This is a genomic window from Hyunsoonleella sp. 2307UL5-6 (assembly GCF_047345485.1).
GTDB lineage: Bacteria > Bacteroidota > Bacteroidia > Flavobacteriales > Flavobacteriaceae > Jejuia.
The window spans coordinates 154,830-173,196 of record NZ_JBLFEN010000001.1; the positions used below are offsets into that span (position 1 = coordinate 154,830).

The following is an 18,367-nucleotide window of genomic DNA, read 5'->3' on the forward strand; positions in this document are numbered from 1 at the left end:
TCATATACTTTTTACAACATAAAATTTATAAAAAGTTAAATATAACTTAAACCTTATGGCTACTGTATTTGAAGATTTATTTTAGCTATAAAATATTATTTTTAAATTACGTTAAATAAATGTAGTTTTGCACCTTGTTTAAAACCTACATAATTAAAATAGTATTTGGTGATAAACACAATTCAAAAAAATACATGAAACACCTTTTTGCCATACTATTATTTGCTTGCGCTTTAACATCATGTAGCGAATATCAAAAAGTTTTAAAATCCGAAGACATCGCTCTTAAATTTAAAGTTGGTGATTCCTTATTTCAGCAAGGTAAATATGAAAAAGCAAACAGATTGTTTGCACAAATTGTACCTAAATATAAAGGGAAACCTCAGGCTCAAAAGTTGATGTATTTGTATTCTAAATCTTTTTTTGAAATGAAAGATTATTACGTGTCTGGTTATCAATTTGAAAGATTTGTAGCTAGTTATCCAAAAAGTGAGAAAAAAGAAGAGGCTGCGTTTTTGAGTGCTAAGAGTTATTACATGTTATCGCCCAGATATTCTAAAGATCAAAAAGAGACAAGAGATGCTATTGGTAAGCTACAAGATTTCATCAATTTATATCCTAACTCTCAGTATTTAAGTGAAACTAATAAGCTTATTAAAGAGCTTGATTATAAATTAGAGAAAAAGGCGTTTGAAATAGCAAAGCAATACGATCATATTTCAGATTATAAAGCATCCATAAAATCATTCGATAATTTTATTTATGAATTTCCAGGATCTGCATTACGTGAAGACGCATTATTTTTTAGGCTAGATGCTGCTTACAAATTAGCCATAAATAGTGTGGAATTAAAGAGAACTAACGCTGGTATTGTTAAATTAAAAAAAGTAAGATTATTACAAGCAAAAGAATATTTTGATGTCTTTAAGAAGGCATATGCAAATTCTAAGTATATTGCAGATGCAGAAGACATGTTTGAAACAATAAATAAAGAATTAGAAACATATAGCGTTAAAAGTTAATAAAATGATGGATTTAAAAAAGACCACTGCTCCCGTAAATACGGTAACTTATGATAGAAATCAAGTAGATGAACCAACAGAGAATATCTACGAAGCTATATCTATTATATCGAGAAGAGCTGAACAAATTAACACAGAGATTAAAAAGGAACTTATCGATAAATTGGAAGAGTTTGCAACTTACAATGATAGTTTAGAAGAAATCTTTGAAAATAAAGAACAAATTGAGGTCTCTAAATTTTATGAAAAATTACCAAAACCTCACGCTTTAGCTGTTCAAGAATGGCTTACCGATAAAATTTATTTTAGACATACTGAAGAAGACGTTTAGTAATTTAAATATGAGTATACTAAGCGGCAAAAACGTTCTGTTAGGCATTACTGCAGGTATTGCCGCTTATAAAACTGCGGCATTAGTGCGCTTATTTATAAAATCTGGAGCACAGGTTAAAGTCGTGATGACGCCAGCTTCAAAAGATTTTATAACACCTCTTACACTTTCAACACTTTCTAAAAACCCAGTACTTTCTTCTTTTACTAATGAAGATGATACTGATGCGGTATGGAATAACCATGTAGATTTAGGACTTTGGGCTGATATTTTCGTAATAGCACCAGCTACTGCAAATACAATGTCTAAAATGGCTAATGGGTCTTCAGATAATCTGTTGTTAGCCACATATTTATCGGCCAAATGCCCTGTGTATTTTGCACCAGCAATGGATTTAGATATGTATAAGCATAACTCCACAAAAGCTTCATTTGATAAATTACAATCCTTTGGCAATGTTATGATTCCTGCAACTAGTGGAGAGTTAGCAAGTGGCTTAGTAGGAGAAGGCAGAATGGCAGAACCTGAAGATATTATTACTTTTTTAGAAAATGATATTTTAGGTAAGTTGCCATTAAAAGGCAAAAAAGTTTTAATAACCGCAGGACCAACCTATGAAGCTATAGATCCTGTACGCTTTATAGGAAATCATTCTAGTGGTAAAATGGGTTTTGAAATCGCAAAAGCATCTGCAAATTTAGGTGCGGAGGTTATCTTAATAACTGGACCAACTCATCAAAAGATATCACATAGCCTTATAAATGTAGTACCTGTAACTAGTGCAGAAGACATGTACCAACAAGTACATAAGTATTTTGATACTGTTGCTATCGCAATTTTGTCTGCAGCAGTAGCAGATTTCACACCAAAAGAGGTTTCAGCAAAAAAAATCAAAAAAACATCCGATACTTTAAAATTAGAGCTAAAACGAACAAAAGACATATTAGCATCAATAGGAGAAACTAAGAAAAATCAGTTTTTAGTTGGGTTTGCTTTAGAAACGCATAACGAATTAGAAAATGCCATTGGGAAATTAAAAAAGAAAAACTTAAATTTAATTGTTTTAAATTCGTTACAAGATAAAGGTGCAGGTTTTAAAGGCGATACTAATAAAGTAACGTTTATAGATAATAAAAGTACTGTAACAGAGTTTCAATTAAAATCTAAAGCTGAAGTAGCGGAAGATTTATTAAATGAAATTGTAAAACAAACCCATGCGTAAATTTTTAATCATTTTACTTTGTAGTTATAGCTTATTGAGTTTTGCTCAAGAGCTTAACTGTACTGTTGTTGTTAATGCACAACAAACTGGTAACGAGAACCTGCAAATATTTAAAACCTTAGAAAAACAACTTACAGAACTTATTAATAATACTAAATGGACCGATAGAACTTTTCAACCTCAAGAGCTTGTTAACTGTAGTATGAATATCATAGTTTCAGAATATAGTGGAGAGTTTTTTAATGCTACAATTCAGGTGCAATCATCACGCCCTATATATGGCTCTTCATACAGCTCGCCCATTTATAATTTTAACGATAAAGATTTTTCATTTAGATATACAGAGTTTCAAAATTTAATTTATAATCCAACTCAATACACCTCAAATTTAATTTCAGTATTAGCATTTCATATACATATGGCTTTAGCCTTAGACGCAGACTCTTATGAGCAAAATGGAGGTGAAGATTATTATAAGCAAGCGCAAACTATATTAAATTATTCTCAACAAGAAAACTTTAGAGGTTGGAAATTAGAAGATGGTTTACAAACCAGATTTATTTTAATTGATAATGCTTTATCTACTACATTTAAAGAGTTTAGAAATGTAATTTACGAGTATCATAGATTAGGTTTAGATGAAATGAGTAATGACTTAAAAAGTGGGAAACAGCAGATAGCTTCAAGCTTATCTAAGTTTAAAGCTATGAATAGTAGACGACCAAATTCTTTTCTACTTAGAACATTTTTTGATGCTAAAGTTGATGAAATTGAACAAATTTTTACTGATGGTCCTCAAATTAAAATTGCAGACCTTAAAGATATACTAATAAAAGTAGCGCCAATTCATTCTGCTAAATGGCAGAACATTACTTTTTAATTAAAGCACAGTATATTGAGTACTAAAAACTGAATGCACAATACTTAACTATGCTATCATCACTAACCATAAAAAACTACGCTTTAATAGATCACCTTCAGGTAGATTTTAATAATGGTTTTACAATTATTACAGGTGAAACCGGTGCAGGAAAATCTATTTTATTGGGTGGATTATCTTTAATTCTTGGAAAACGTGCTGATTTAAATAGCCTTAAAACAAAAGATGTTAAATGTGTAATTGAAGCTGTTTTTAATATTTCTAATTATAATTTACAGTCTCTTTTTAAAGCTAATGATTTAGATTATGAAGCGCAAACTATTATAAGAAGAGAAATTTTACCATCTGGCAAATCTAGAGCATTTGTAAATGATTCTCCGGTAAATCTTAACAGTTTACAACTATTAGGAGAGCAACTTATAGATGTACATTCGCAACACCAAACCTTACAGTTAACCCATAACGAATTTCAGTTTCAAGTTATTGATGCCTTAGGAAAAAATGAAGCTAGTTTAAATTCATACCATAAATTATTGCAACAGTATAAAAAATTAAAGCAAGAACTAACAGCGCTTCAAAATTTAAAATCTGATGCTATAAAAGAATATGACTATAATTCGTTTTTATTAAGCGAATTGGTAGATGCTAATTTGGTGGACGGAGAACTAGAAGCTTTAGAAAAAGAATATGATACCTTAAATAATGTTGAAGCTATAAAAGAGCGTTTGTCTGAGGCATATCAGTTATTAAATGATGATCAAATAGGCGCTATTACTACAATTACGAATTTAAAAAATAGCTTTCAAAAACTAAGTGATGTTTCTTCTAAATATAAAGATTTATTCCAACGTATAAATAGCTGTTTAATAGAAGTAGATGATATTTATAATGAAGTAGATATGCTACAAGGTGAAGTAGAGGCAGACCCAAATAGATTAGACACTGTAAATTCTAAACTTCAAATAATAAATAACTTATTACAAAAACATCAGGTTGCTACAGTTTCTGAACTACTAGAAATTAGAGAAACACTTACCCAAAAAGTTGAAGTAACAGAAAATTTAGATAGCACTATTCAAAATAAAGAAGAAGCCGTTTTAAAAGCAGCTACATCACTTGATAAAATTGCAAGCACATTACATGAAAAGCGAAGTAAAGCTATTCCTGTTTTAATTCATAAGCTTCAGCATATTTTAACAGATTTAGGAATGCCCAACGCGCAGTTTAATATTGAATTATCAAATTCTGACACGTATTTTTCTAATGGAAAAGACGAATTATCGTTTCTGTTTTCAGCAAATAAAGGAGGTAATTTTAACGAATTGAAAAAAGCCGCTTCTGGAGGAGAATTATCTAGAATTATGTTGGCCATAAAGCTCGTACTCTCAAACTATACACAGCTACCTACAATAATGTTTGATGAAATTGATACAGGTGTTTCTGGTGAAATTTCTAATAAAATGGGCGATATTATGCTGCAAATGAGCAAAAATATGCAAGTATTTTCTATAACACATTTACCACAGGTTGCGGCCAAAGGACATTCGCATTTTAAAGTTTATAAAGCGGATGTGGATAACGTAACTCAAACTAATTTAATTAGTTTAAATCGTGATGATAGAATTGTAGAAATTGCTCAAATGCTTGGAGGTTCAGAATTATCAACTTCTGCAATAGCACACGCTAAAGAATTACTTAATTAAAAAACAATTTAATTTAACGTTGAAAGTTTAGTACTTTTGACACGTTAAAGTGAATAAAAAACAATAACTGACATAATAGTATGGCTTATAATTTATTAAAAGGAAAAAAAGGAATCATTTTTGGAGCATTAGATGCAAATTCTATAGCTTGGAAAACCGCAGAACGTGTGCATGAAGAAGGTGGGCAATTTGTATTAACAAATGCTCCTGTGGCAATGCGTATGGGGCAAATAGATGAATTGGCTAAAAAAACAGGCTCTGAGATTATTCCAGCTGATGCAACTTCAGTAGAAGATTTACAAAATTTAGTTGAAAAATCTATGGAGATTCTAGGTGGAAAAATTGATTTTGTATTACATTCCATAGGTATGTCTATTAACGTTAGAAAAGGAAAACACTATACAGATCAAAATTATGCGTGGACACAAAAAGGTACAGATGTATCTGCAATGTCTTTTCATAAAGTAATGCAAACACTTTATAAAGCTGATGCTATGAATGAATGGGGAAGTATTGTTGCTTTAACCTATATGGCTGCACAACGCGTTTTTCCAGATTATAATGATATGGCAGACAATAAAGCGTATTTAGAAAGTATTGCCCGTAGTTTTGGATATTTCTTTGGAAGAGATAAAAAAGTACGTGTTAACACGATTTCACAATCACCTACACCAACAACAGCTGGTAGTGGTGTAAAAGGGTTTGATGGATTTATTTCTTATGCTGAAAAAATGTCGCCACTAGGCAATGCCACAGCAATGGATTGTGCTAATTATACCGTTACATTATTCAGTGATTTAACTAAACGCGTAACATTACAAAACCTTTATAATGATGGCGGTTTTAGTAATATGGGTGTAAGCGATGCTGTTATGAGCACTTTTACAGGCGAAGAGTAAATAAACGAATATTATATATTTTAGACCTGTCAGGTTTTTAAAACCTGACAGGTCTTTTTTGTTAGGAATAGTTATTTTTGTGTTATGCAATTACAATATTCATTTATTATTCCTGTATATAACCGTCCAGATGAAGTGTATGAGTTATTGTCTAGTTTTAAGGCTATGGACACCAACTTGGATTATGAGATTGTTATTGTAGAAGATGGCTCTACTGAAACTTCACAAGCGGTTATAGAACGCTATACTAAAGATTTAAATATCTCCTATTTTTTTAAAGAAAATTCAGGTCCTGGAGATTCTAGAAATTATGGTATGCAGCGGGCTAAAGGCAATTATTTCATCATTTTAGATAGCGATGTAATTATGCCTAATAATTATTTAAGTGAAGTTGATAAAAGTCTTAAAACTGAATATGTTGACTGTTTTGGCGGACCAGATGCTGCACACGACTCTTTTAGTGATTTACAAAAAGCGATTAATTTTGCAATGACTTCGTTTATAACAACGGGAGGTATTAGAGGTCATAAAAATGCTGTAGATAAATTTCAACCTAGAAGTTTTAATATGGGGCTTTCTAAAAATGCTTTTTTGGCTTCAAAAGGCTTTGGTAGAATTCATCCTGGTGAAGATCCCGATTTGTCTATCCGTTTATGGAATCTAGGGTTTAAAACAAAACTAATACCTAATGCTATTGTTTATCATAAACGTCGTATTTCTTGGCTTAAATTTCAGCAACAAGTACGTAAATTTGGCTTAGTACGACCTATTTTAAATAAATGGCATCCAAGTACTAAAAAATTAACCTATTGGTTTCCTAGCTTATTTAGTATAGGTTTTTGTATATCAATTTTAATGGCTGTATTTGGATATATTTGGTTTATAAGTATATATGTCTTGTATTTTGTTCTAGCTTTTATTTTAGCATTTTACACAACAAAAAGTAGTAAAGTAGCAGTTATGGCGCTTTGGGCTATTGGTGTTCAGTTTTTAGGCTATGGTTTGGGGTTTATTCAATCTACTTTTGCCGTTAATATTCAAAATAAAAACCCCGAAACACATTTTCCTAAATTATTTTTTAAACTAAAATGATACGAAAGCTAAAATCAGAATTAGTAACCTCCATTAAGAATAAGCGGCTTAATGTGTTTTTGTTATTTCTATTCTCAGCTTTTATTATTTTAATTTTCACTAAACTTTCAAAGGATTATACAAGTACTTTAAACTTTGCTATTAAAAAAGTAAACGTACCACGAGATAAAGTCATTTTAAACGATTCTTCACATAAGCTACAAGTTACGCTTAAAACACACGGCTTTAAATGGTTAAAATATTATTTTACCGAACCTGATATTAGTATAGATTTTTCAAATGAAGTTTATAAAAAACAAAATACGTATGTTTATACTAAGTCAGTATCTTATTTAAATGAGAAGAAACCATTTAGAAGCGAAGTAAAATTATTAAATATTAATCCAGATACACTTGTTTTTAGATACGACACTAACTTGGTTAAAAAAGTTGCTGTAAACATAGAAACAGACATATCATTTTTTCCAGGGTTTGATATAGTTGACGATTACAAAATAACCCCAGATTCTGTAACTATAATTGGACCAGAAGAGTTAGTTAATGCTATTAACGTAGTTAATACAGAAAAGATTATACTAACTGAAATTAAGAGCAATATTTCTATTAAAGCAAAACTTAATTTACCTAAGAATACTGCTGATTTAAAGTTTTCTGATAATGATGTTCAATTTACTGCCAATGTTGAGAAATTTACAGAAGGTGTAGTTACTATACCTATTCAAGTTATCAATTTACCTCAAGATGTTTCTATAAAATATTTTCCAAAAGAAGTAAAAGTATCTTATTATACAAGTTTAAAAAACTTTAATAGTATTAGTGCCAAAGATTTTAAAGTGAAGTGCGATTTTAATAAAGTAGATACAAAGCAATCTGTTCTTATTCCAGAATTAGTAAAGTTGCCCAGTAATGTAAAGCACATTAAACTAAATCAAAAACGAATAGAGTTTATAATTTTAAAATGATAGTAGTTGGATTAACAGGAGGTATTGGTAGTGGTAAAACTACAGTTGCTAAGGCATTTAAAGCCTTAGGTATTCCTATTTACATAGCAGATATAGAAGCAAAAAAATTAATGAATCGCTCTAAAGTTATCAAACGAAAGTTAAAGTTACTTTTAGGCGAAGCAGCATATACTGATGCTGGTAAGCTAAACAAACCTTACATAGCAAATATAATTTTTAATGATGAAAGTTATTTAAAAAAAATGAATGCTATTGTACACCCAAAAGTAGCTAAACATTTTAAAAAATGGACAGAAAAACAAAGTGCACCATATGTGATAAAAGAAGTAGCTGTTTTGTTTGAAAATGGAGGGAATACAGCATGTGATTTTGTAATTACTGTAACAGCCCCAAAAGCATTACGTATAGAGCGATTATTAAAACGAGATAATACTTCAACAGAAAAAATAGAAGCTATTATAAAAAACCAATGGAGTGATAGCGAAAAAATAAAGCTATCAGATTACACTATAATTAATAAAACTCTAGAATACACCATACTTCAAGCTAAAAAAGTACACAAAAAAATACTTTGTCAAATACAATAAATATTGAGTATTAACATTTTTGTTAATGTAAGGTTAAATGACTGCTTAACTAAATGTTAAAATGTTAATTTTGAATAATGAGCAAAAAAGTATTCGTACTATCAATAGTATTAATGAGTCTATCGTTAATAGGAATTATTTTTGTTCAGGCTTACTTTATAAATGACTCTTATGAGAATCAAAAACAGCGATTTTCATCTGATGTAAAAAGTGCTTTAAGTTTTGTATCAAATGCAATAGAACAAAATGAATTTGATAAGTATTTTGCTGGTTTACAGAATTTAGATGGCGAGGCAATTAATGATACAACTGCGATAGAAGAACTTTTTCTTTACAGAAAGAACACTAGTACAAAAGAGACGTTAATTTATAAAAGTGATGTGTTTGAAGTGGATTATAAATTATCCGCGTCGCTCTTTGACATTGGTTATGATAGTATTAATGTAAAAAACATTATAGGCAGTTCTGAGCTTCAAATAATTAATAGTAGCGGTCAAGCAGAAAAAGATATCGGTGAAGCTTCAGTTTTAAAAATGAAAAGTAGGGAACGATTAGAGGATGCTACTCGTAATTATTTTTATAAAAATTTAAGAGCGTATACAAAAAAAATTCCTGTTCATAAGAGAGTTTCAAAAGATAAAATTTCTAATTTATTGGCCTTAAAATTAGATGAAAATAATATAAATACTGATTTTGAATTTGCTGTTTACAGCAGAGACTTAGCAACAAAACTGTATAGTGAAGGGTTTGAAAAAACAGAAGAGTCAACATATAGCGTTCCAATATTTTATGATGAAAACAACCAAAGTAATTATAAGCTTCTGGTTAATTTTCCTGATAATAAATATATTTTTTCCTCAATTTTAGGAATGGTTTTATTGTCTATCGTGTTTACATCTATTATAATTATTGCGTATTCTAGTGCTGTATTTCAGTTAATAAAACAAAGACAAATTTCACAAATAAAAACAGACTTTATCAATAATATGACACATGAGTTTAAAACACCTATAGCTACAATTAATTTAGCTTTAGATGCTATTAAAAACCCTAAAATTATAGATGATAAAGACAAGGTTTTGCGATACCTTAAAATGATTCGTGAAGAAAATAAGCGCATGCATGCACAGGTAGAAAATGTTTTGAGAATATCTAAACTAGAAAAAAATGAGTTAAATATTAGTAAGGATAGGGTAGATTTAAACGACTTAGTTGAAGATGCTGTAACACATGTTGAATTAATAGTTGAAGATAGGCAAGGGTATATTAAAACACATTTAGAGGCGCAACAAACTTCGGTTTTAGCAAACGATACACATTTTACCAATGTGCTGGTTAATATTCTAGATAATGCTATAAAGTATTCTCCTGAAGCGCCAAAAATTGATGTTTTTACTGAAAATGTTGGAACTAATATTTTATTGAAAATTAAAGATCAGGGTAGTGGCATGAGTAAAACAGCTGCTAAACGTGTTTTTGAGAAGTTTTATAGAGAACATACTGGAGATATACACAATGTAAAAGGGCATGGATTAGGTTTAGCATACGTAAAACGTATGGTTGATGATCACCAAGGCTTTGTATCAGTAGAAAGTGAAAAAGGTAAAGGAAGTACCTTTATAATAAGGCTTCCCTTAATATCATAAAATTATGGAAGAACAAAACAAGAAAATTTTATTAGTAGAAGACGACCCAAACTTTGGGACAGTTCTTAGAGATTATTTGATGATGAATGATTATGATGTCGTACATGCTAAAAATGGTATGGAAGGTTTTGAGAAATTTAAAAAAGATGATTACGACTTATGTATTTTAGACGTAATGATGCCTTATAAAGATGGATTTACCTTAGCGAAAGAAATTCGAGAAAAAAATACTGATGTACCCATTGTTTTCCTAACAGCTAAAGCTATGAAAGAGGATGTCTTAAAAGGCTATAAAGTTGGTGCAGATGATTATTTGAACAAACCGTTTGATAGTGAAGTATTGCTTATGAAAATTAAAGCAATTATACAACGTAAAGCAACTGAAACTATAGCAGATAGTAAGCAGTTTGAATTTGAAATTGGACGTTTTCACTTAAATTCTAAACTACGGTTTTTACGTTTTGATGGTGGAGAACCGTCTAAGCTTTCACCAAAAGAAAATGAATTATTACGATTATTAGCTTTACATGAAAACGATTTAATGCCTCGTGAATTAGCACTTACAAAAATATGGAGAGATGATAACTATTTTACATCAAGAAGTATGGATGTGTATATTGCTAAATTGCGAAAATATTTAAAACCAGACGAAAAGGTAGAGATATTAAATATACATGGCGAAGGTTTTAGATTGGTAGTAAATACTTAAATTTAAAATATAACACAAAAATAAAAATCCAGCATAAAGCTGGATTTTTTGTTTAATAACATTGTAATTATATGCGTTTACTTAGCCACTCTTTAAACTCATAAAAATTTTGTGGCGCAACACCATGACCTACAGGAAATTCAGAATAGGTGTTTTTAATATTTAGCGTATTTAAAAATGGTGCTGTTTGTCTTGCCCAGTCTGGAAATATTACTTGATCTGCACTACCATGAGAGCAATAAAAATCTAAGTGTGCGTAGTTTTTATCAGTTAATTTCTCGGGTAAAATATCTTTATTTATATAACCACTAAGTGCAATAATATTTTTTACTTTTTCAGGATAGGTTAACGCCACAGCATAACTTAAAATACTGCCTTGGCTAAACCCTAAAAGCGTAATGTTATCTTTATTTACATCATAGGTAACTATAACTTCATCTATAAATTTTGCTATTACATCTACAGACGATTTTGCTTGTATATTATCGCTCCATTTTCCTTTTTCAGCATCAAAATTTATAGCATACCATGCATTACCATATGGCTCCATTTTATATGGTGCTTTCGCAGATATAATTAAAAGTTCTTCTGGGAGTTCATTAGCAAACGAAAACAAATCGTTTTCATCACTACCATAACCATGAAACAAAATAAGTAAAGGTGCATTTTCTTTTAGTGATGATGGTCTTGTAATATAATCTAGAGATAAAGAAGTATATAGCATTTATGAGCCTATATTTGAAAAGATTTTTTGGTAAAGTTTACCAACTAAAGGTACTGCATTTTGTTTGCCGGTTGTGGCTCCAATAAAACCATAAAACCATAGTGTAATAAAAAATACATATACAGAAACTCTAAGCATAAAAACGTCAAAATTTCTAACTATAGATAAATTTATAATTATAAGAGTTAACCATAAACCTAAAGATTGTCTGATATGAAAGTATGTAAAAGGATTCTTTTTTTCGCCATTAAGGTAATAAGCTATAATGATTCCAAACACTGTTAAATAGCTTATAATTGCATTTTTTTTTCCTTTTTCTATTATGTCTTGCGTCATCATTATTTTAAAACTAAAGTATTGTTTGCTATTACACCATAAACTTCACCTTTAAGAGTTTCATCCATAAAAATGGCATTATAGGATTTAGAATGTATATGCGCTTTTGAAAACGAGTATTTTAAAGCAGGATTAAATAAGGTAGCATTAATTTTTCCACCTATTTTTATAGGATTTTCTGATGCTCCAAAACGCTGTTTACCTCGTGTTAAAATTTCTATTGTTTTCTTTAGGGTAAATTTTTGTAGAAGTGCTCCAAATGCGCTTTCTAATCCAATAGTACCATATTCAGCATGATCAAATTCTATTTTTTTTAGCTCAATATCAAGAGGGTTGTGGTCACTTGTAACCATATCAATAGTACCATCTTTTAAACCGTCTATTAGTGCTGTAATATCATCTAGTGTTCGTAAAGGTGGTTTTACTTTAAAATTAGTATCAAAATGTGTTAAGCTTTCATCTGTAAAATACAGGTTATGTACAGCCACACTACAACTAACATCTAGTTTTTTTGCTTTTGCTTCGCGAATTAGTGCAACGCCTTTTGCTGTAGATATGGTTGGTATGTGTAATTTTCCACCGGTGTATTCTAATAAAAATAAATCTCTAGCTATTTGTAATTCTTCAGCTAAATCTGGATTTCCTTTTAAACCTAAAGATGTACTTGTTACATTTTCATTCATTACCCCTAATCCTGCAATTTTGTTTTCTTGTGGATAAGAGCAAACCAAACCATTAAAATTACTCGCATATTGTAAGGCGATTTTTAAAAGATTTGGGTTAGAAATTGGTTTTTTATAGTCGTAAAATGCTGTGGCTCCAGCATTTTTCATATCATATAACTCTGCTAAATCTATACCTTTACTGCCTTTTGTTAAGGCGCCAATTGGTAGTAACTTTACAGCTTTGTTAACCCCTTTAGACTTAAGGTAGGATACATCAGTACTCGTATCAATTATAGGGTTTGTATTGGGGTTTAAAGCCACAGCCGTAAAACCTGATAATGCGGCTGTTTTTATACCATTTTCAATAGTTTCACGTTCTTCAAATCCTGGTTCTCCAAAACACACACTACTATCAAACCATCCTTGAGAAATATGAAGGTCTTTAAAAGCAATTTCGGTATATGCATTAGGATTTTTAAGATGAGAACCTATTTTGGTAATTAAGCCATCTTCAACTAAAATATCTTGAACTGTATTATGAAAATCACTTTTTGTATCAAGTATTTTAGCAGATTTTATAAGTATGTTCATTTAAAATATTTTAAGATGAGCATTTCTATTAGTAATAGAATTAATGCAAAAATAATAAACCATTTCCATAAGGCATTAACTTTAGTCTCACTTTTTAATGTATCAAATAATTCTGATAGCGATGTATTAGTTTTTACATTGGGTAAATTATCCATATTTTGATAGGTTAAATTACTCTCGCTTCTATCATAATTAAAAGCTATATTTTTGATATTTACATCAGCATTCATCACATTAAATATACCAGCTTGTGTAGGTAACTCATCAGTAGTTACCACAACTTTAGTATTAAAACTTTGCTGTTTGGGAATAATACTTTCGTTTTTATGCTTTAGAGTTAATACACCATCTTGTTGCACAGTAGTTTTAATTTCAAAGCTATTCTCTTTCCCAATATTATAATATAGCTCTGGTACTTTAAAACTGTTTTTGGCAATATTGTAAAGCGTAGGCACAATTAAGGGTGAGCGTATAAAATTTGAGTTTTCACTATTTAAAGCAGCTGTAAACAGATAAATTGCCTTGTTTGATGTTAAAAAAGGTTTATTGTCTTCAAAAGATAAAATAGCACTGTTTGCTTGTTTTAAATTAAAAAACGAAGCTACTTTTGGGTATTGAAAATTAGTAATTCGTTTTTCAAAAACCCCATTGTTATAAAGCGGGTGGCTGTAATTAATAGTTGTAATTCTTTTATTTGATACTGTTTTAGCGCTTAAACTTAATTTGTAGTTGTTAAGTAGGTTGTTGTAAGAATTTATATTGGTGTTTTCTGAAGGTATCATCAAAAGCGTTCCGCCATCAGATACAAATGATGTTAATACTGTGCTTAAGGCATTAGGTATATTATCTAATTCATTTAAAATAATTAAATTCTGATCGTTAATACGATTATAATCTAGCGTATTTATGTTGTAATTGGTAAATATAAATTCATCTTCAGTAAAAATACGCTTTAAAAAATTTGAAGGCTTTGCATCAATTGAAAGAACATTAATTTTTTCGGTTGTATTTACAGTAAAAAAAAGAGAGTTATCAAATTGTAAATGTGAGTCTTTAATTTTAATCTCACCATTAATTATTTCTTTTGAAGACAAATCAAAAGTCACTTTAGTTTTATCTTCAATTTTTGTTGATGTTTTTGCAATTAAAGTATCATTATTTAATAGCGAAACAGGTAGGTTTTCAATAGGATTTCCACTATTTAGCAATAAAACACTTAGTTTTAATTTTGTTGGAGTTATAGTTGAAATGTAAGCCGAATCTATAGCTATATTTTGTGTGTTAGTTGGTTTTAATTGTACAGGATATATATTGATTAATGAATCTGTACTTGGTGTAAAATCTTCACTTATATTTTGAAAATCAGAAATATAGATTAAGTTTTTTAAAGTGTTTGTTTCTTTACTAAATAAGCTTTTACTTTTAAGAAGTGATGTTTTAAAAGCTAAACTATTTGCAGTATGTTTAAGCTGTAATAGATTATTTTTTATGGCATTTAATGTTGTGTTTTTATATGTGTCAGAATTTGTAAGTACTGAAATGTTTTCATTTTCAGGTACGTTTTCTATGATATCTTGAACTGCCCGTTTTAATAATATACCCTTCTCTCCTTTGGCTTGCATACTAAAAGAATTATCAAGATATATAACCGTTTCTGTACTTTTATTTAGTGTATTATTTTTTGAAAAGTAAGGTTGTGCAAAAGCAAAAATAATAGCGGCAAATAATAATAATCGTGTAATAAGTGTAAGCCATTTTTTTAACTGAGCACTTTTACGCGTTTGTATGGCTACGTTTTTTAAAAAGGCCACATTAGTAAAAGGTACTTTTTTAAACTTACGAAGCTGAAATAAATGAACAATAATAGGAATTACTAGTAAAATTAAAGCGTAAAGAAGTTCGGGGTATTTAAACTGCATTTATGTTTTTAGTTTATCAAACCTACATAATTTTTTTCATTACTTGTAAAAGTTAACAAAAGAAAATATAGTCTTTTACTACTTTTAAATTTAAGTTTGTTAAATAGGCTCTAATATCTTTCTGCGCTTGTTTATTTCCAACGGCTATTAAGCTTTGCGAATTTTTAATGGTTTTTAGAGTATTAAAATTTAATAGTCGCTTTCCATAAATATCTTTACCTATTTTATTTGGGTTATCACAAATCCATTCAAAAGGAATATTGTGTTTAATTAACGCACTCGCTATAAGTTTTCCTTTAGTTCCAGCTCCCCAAATTACTAAGGTTTTAGAGTTATCATAATCAATATTTAAAAAATACTTCACCTTTAATCTCGTAAAATGGTTTTGGGCATAATGTATATGTGTTCTAGAGGTACGCGTACTATAATCTCGCCATTTATGTATCACATCGTCACATGGTATACATTTATAATTGTGTTTGTAAAATCTAAATGTTAAATCGTAATCTTCTGGATATACATCAGGGTTAAAAGCATCACAGGCTTCTAAATCTTCTCGGTGCAACATCCAACATGGCGATGGGATTACACATTCTTTATAAATTTCACTGTAATTATCACCTGCTTTAGTTAGTTTATTTAACCATAACTCATAACTTTTGTAGCCAGGACCTATACCATTAGCGTTAAAATATTCTACTAAACCAACTGCTACATGTTTTTTACCATAAGTAACTAAATTGTGTGCCAAAACGTTTAGTTTGTTTGGTAACATAATATCATCACTATCCATTCTCGTTATAAAAACGCCGGTACTGTGTTTATATCCAAGTTTTAAAGCATCTATAATACCGTTGCCATTTGTTTTTAGTAGTTTTATTCTGCTATCTTTTTTAGCAAAAGTTTTTACTAAGTTATAGCTATCGTCAGTAGAGTGGTCATCTACAATTAATAACTCCCAATTTGTATAGGTTTGTTGTAAAATAGAATTTAAACATTCAGCTAAAAAGCGTTCTGTATTTTTAAATGGTGTTATTATACTTACTAATGGTTTTTGCATAAGCGAATATAGCATCTTTTAACACAATGTTATGAAAACATCATTTAACATAATCTTATTTTTGACCCCACTTATAATTTAAATTATTTTAAAATGAATATTAGAGTATTTATAGCATCTGCAAGTTTAAGTATGATGCTTTTTGGTTGTGGAGTAGGAAAAAATAATACAAACGATTTAGCGGTTAATCTACCAATAGAATCTCACATTGATTTATCTAAAGTTGTAGATGATAAAGCGCCAGTTATAATAAATCCAGGACGTTTTACTGTTGAGACTGTAACCTATAGGTTGCCACGTGTTGTCCAAGGTACATACTCAGTAAGTGATTTTGGTAAGTATGTTGATGATTTTAAGGCCATTGATTATAATGGTAAAGAATTACCAGTAATAAAAGTAGATGATAATACTTGGACTATTGAAAATGCAAAAACTTTAGACAAAATAACATACAGTGTTAATGATACTTATGATATTGAAACGAAAGGCGGTATTGGAGGAGAACAACCTTTTTCTCCTTCTGGTACAAATATAGAATCAGAAAATTATGTGCTTAATTTACATGGTTTTATTGGGTATTTTGACACTCTTAAAAACAACCAATACAAATTAGATGTTACTGCTCCTGCAAATTTTGTGCGTACTTCCGCATTACAAAATATGGCATCAGCTACTAGTGATGATGGTAAATATATAACCACAAGTTATGCTGCACCTCGTTATTTTGATATTACAGATAACCCTATGATGTATGGTAATCTAGATGTTGAAGAATTTCAAGTTGGCGATATAAAAATTGTTTTAAGTATATACTCTCCTAATAAAGTACATACTGCAGCATCTTTAAAAGAAACTATTTATAAAATGATGAGTGCACAAAAAGCGTATTTAGGTGATATTAATTCAACATCTCGTTATGATATCTATTTGTATTTATCAGAAGGAAAACAAGACTCTCCAAAGGGCTTTGGTGCTTTAGAACATCATACATCTACTGTAGTTGTTTTACCAGAATCTATGGATAAAGATGCACTGGAAGAAAGTATGATTGATGTAGTATCTCATGAGTTTTTTCATATTGTAACACCATTGAGTGTACATTCAGAAGATGTTCATTATTTTGACTATAACACACCAACATTCTCTAAGCATTTATGGATGTATGAAGGTGTAACAGAGTATTTTGCTACATTATTTCAAGTAAATCAAGGTTTAGTTGATAAAGATGATTTTTACAATAAAGTTATGGGTAAAATTAAAACTTCAAAGCGATATAATGATGCTATGAGTTTTACTATAATGAGTGAAAACGTACTTAAAGATGCATACAAAGACGAATATGTAAATGTATACCAAAAAGGGGCGTTAATTGGTATGTGTATTGATATTTTAATGCGCGAAGCTAGTAATGGTAATAGAGGTATTTTATCATTAATGAAAGAGCTCTCTAATAAGTATGGTAAAAATAAACCTTTTGAAGATGATACATTAATTGCCGAAATTACTGAAATGACTTACCCATCCGTCGGAGAATTTTTAAATACGCATGTAGTAGGTGATTTGCCAATAAATTATAATTCTTTTTTTGAAAAAGTAGGATTGGTTGTAGGCGAAACAAAAATTAAAGCGAATTATATTATGATGAATGGTGCGCCAATAGTTAGTGGTGACGGACAAAAAGGCACTATTTTCTTTACAGAAGCGGCATTACAAAATAGCTTTTGGGCAGAACAAGGTGTAAAAGCTAATGATGTTATAACATCTATTAATGGCACTGCATTAACACTAATTAATGCAAACCAAGTATTGCAAGACGTATTTATGTGGAAACCAGGAAAAGAAATAAACGTTGTTTTAGATAGAAACGGTGAGAGTGTTGTGATTAAAACAACCACTACTCAAGGCTATACAAAAGGCCAAGGTTTAATTGAAAATGATGATGCTACAAATGCACAAATTGCTTTAAGAAAAGCTTGGATGAAGGGCTAGTTTATTCTAGTAATAATTTAAATAAAAAAG

17 protein-coding genes are annotated in these 18,367 nt (G+C 29.9%); 12 read left to right on the top strand and 5 right to left on the bottom strand.

The window, feature by feature from the left end:
- Positions 1 to 194: 194 nt before the first annotated feature.
- From ACKGJY_RS00730 to ACKGJY_RS00780, 11 genes are all read left to right on the top strand, one after another.
- A complete protein-coding gene (locus ACKGJY_RS00730; RefSeq protein WP_413971929.1) occupies positions 195 to 1,022 on the top strand; it encodes an outer membrane protein assembly factor BamD in 828 nt (275 codons plus the stop codon).
- Positions 1,023 to 1,029: 7 nt separating this feature from the next.
- Positions 1,030 to 1,353, top strand: a complete 324-nt coding sequence (locus tag ACKGJY_RS00735) for a DNA-directed RNA polymerase subunit omega (RefSeq protein ID WP_413972455.1) — start codon at positions 1,030 to 1,032, stop codon at positions 1,351 to 1,353.
- 10 nt (positions 1,354 to 1,363) lie between these two features.
- Positions 1,364 to 2,575: a bifunctional phosphopantothenoylcysteine decarboxylase/phosphopantothenate--cysteine ligase CoaBC gene (gene coaBC / locus ACKGJY_RS00740; RefSeq protein ID WP_413971930.1), complete on the top strand. Its 1,212-nt coding sequence runs from the start codon at positions 1,364 to 1,366 to the stop codon at positions 2,573 to 2,575.
- Positions 2,568 to 3,455, top strand: coding sequence for a DUF4835 family protein (locus ACKGJY_RS00745; protein WP_413971931.1), 888 nt, complete (start codon positions 2,568 to 2,570; stop codon positions 3,453 to 3,455). Before coaBC ends, ACKGJY_RS00745 begins: the two co-directional genes overlap by 8 nt.
- Before the next feature lie 50 nt (positions 3,456 to 3,505).
- Positions 3,506 to 5,158 (top strand): DNA repair protein RecN, encoded by a 1,653-nt coding sequence (gene recN, locus ACKGJY_RS00750; protein ID WP_413971932.1) that lies wholly within the window; start codon positions 3,506 to 3,508, stop codon positions 5,156 to 5,158.
- An 80-nt stretch (positions 5,159 to 5,238) separates the two neighbouring features.
- On the top strand, positions 5,239 to 6,057 hold the full coding sequence (locus tag ACKGJY_RS00755) for an enoyl-ACP reductase (protein ID WP_413971933.1): 819 nt from the start codon (positions 5,239 to 5,241) through the stop codon (positions 6,055 to 6,057).
- 84 nt (positions 6,058 to 6,141) lie between these two features.
- Positions 6,142 to 7,149 carry a glycosyltransferase gene (locus ACKGJY_RS00760; protein WP_413971934.1) on the top strand — a complete coding sequence of 336 codons (1,008 nt, stop codon included), beginning with the start codon at positions 6,142 to 6,144 and terminating at the stop codon, positions 7,147 to 7,149.
- On the top strand, positions 7,146 to 8,111 hold the full coding sequence (locus tag ACKGJY_RS00765) for a CdaR family protein (RefSeq protein ID WP_413971935.1): 966 nt from the start codon (positions 7,146 to 7,148) through the stop codon (positions 8,109 to 8,111). Before ACKGJY_RS00760 ends, ACKGJY_RS00765 begins: the two co-directional genes overlap by 4 nt.
- Positions 8,108 to 8,698, top strand: a complete 591-nt coding sequence (gene coaE, locus ACKGJY_RS00770; protein ID WP_413971936.1) for a dephospho-CoA kinase — start codon at positions 8,108 to 8,110, stop codon at positions 8,696 to 8,698. Before ACKGJY_RS00765 ends, coaE begins: the two co-directional genes overlap by 4 nt.
- A 77-nt stretch (positions 8,699 to 8,775) precedes the next feature.
- Positions 8,776 to 10,344, top strand: coding sequence for a sensor histidine kinase (locus ACKGJY_RS00775; protein WP_413971937.1), 1,569 nt, complete (start codon positions 8,776 to 8,778; stop codon positions 10,342 to 10,344).
- Positions 10,345 to 10,348: 4 nt separating this feature from the next.
- Positions 10,349 to 11,053 (top strand): response regulator transcription factor, encoded by a 705-nt coding sequence (locus ACKGJY_RS00780; RefSeq protein WP_413971938.1) that lies wholly within the window; start codon positions 10,349 to 10,351, stop codon positions 11,051 to 11,053.
- A gap of 67 nt (positions 11,054 to 11,120) precedes the next feature.
- Here the strand turns inward: ACKGJY_RS00780 and ACKGJY_RS00785 are convergent, their stop codons facing one another.
- Genes ACKGJY_RS00785 through ACKGJY_RS00805 form a run of 5 tightly spaced genes read right to left on the bottom strand, consistent with a single transcriptional unit; the run spans position 11,121 to position 16,348 of the window.
- Positions 11,121 to 11,777: an alpha/beta hydrolase gene (locus ACKGJY_RS00785; protein ID WP_413971939.1), complete on the bottom strand. Its 657-nt coding sequence runs from the start codon at positions 11,775 to 11,777 to the stop codon at positions 11,121 to 11,123.
- On the bottom strand, positions 11,778 to 12,116 hold the full coding sequence (locus ACKGJY_RS00790; RefSeq protein WP_413971940.1) for a hypothetical protein: 339 nt from the start codon (positions 12,114 to 12,116) through the stop codon (positions 11,778 to 11,780).
- Entirely contained in the window at positions 12,116 to 13,369 is a 1,254-nt protein-coding gene (locus ACKGJY_RS00795) for a dihydroorotase (protein WP_413971941.1), read from the bottom strand. The genes ACKGJY_RS00790 and ACKGJY_RS00795 overlap by 1 nt, the downstream gene beginning before the upstream one ends.
- Positions 13,366 to 15,288 carry a BatA domain-containing protein gene (locus ACKGJY_RS00800; RefSeq protein WP_413971942.1) on the bottom strand — a complete coding sequence of 641 codons (1,923 nt, stop codon included), beginning with the start codon at positions 15,286 to 15,288 and terminating at the stop codon, positions 13,366 to 13,368. The genes ACKGJY_RS00795 and ACKGJY_RS00800 overlap by 4 nt, the downstream gene beginning before the upstream one ends.
- A 52-nt stretch (positions 15,289 to 15,340) precedes the next feature.
- The gene (locus tag ACKGJY_RS00805; RefSeq protein WP_413971943.1) at positions 15,341 to 16,348 is read right to left on the bottom strand and encodes a glycosyltransferase family 2 protein; all 1,008 of its coding nucleotides are present in this window, start codon (positions 16,346 to 16,348) and stop codon (positions 15,341 to 15,343) included.
- 93 nt (positions 16,349 to 16,441) lie between these two features.
- On the opposite strand from ACKGJY_RS00805, the gene ACKGJY_RS00810 reads away from it, so the two are divergent.
- A complete protein-coding gene (locus tag ACKGJY_RS00810; protein ID WP_413971944.1) occupies positions 16,442 to 18,337 on the top strand; it encodes a peptidase M61 in 1,896 nt (631 codons plus the stop codon).
- The last annotated feature ends 30 nt before the right edge of the window (positions 18,338 to 18,367 follow it).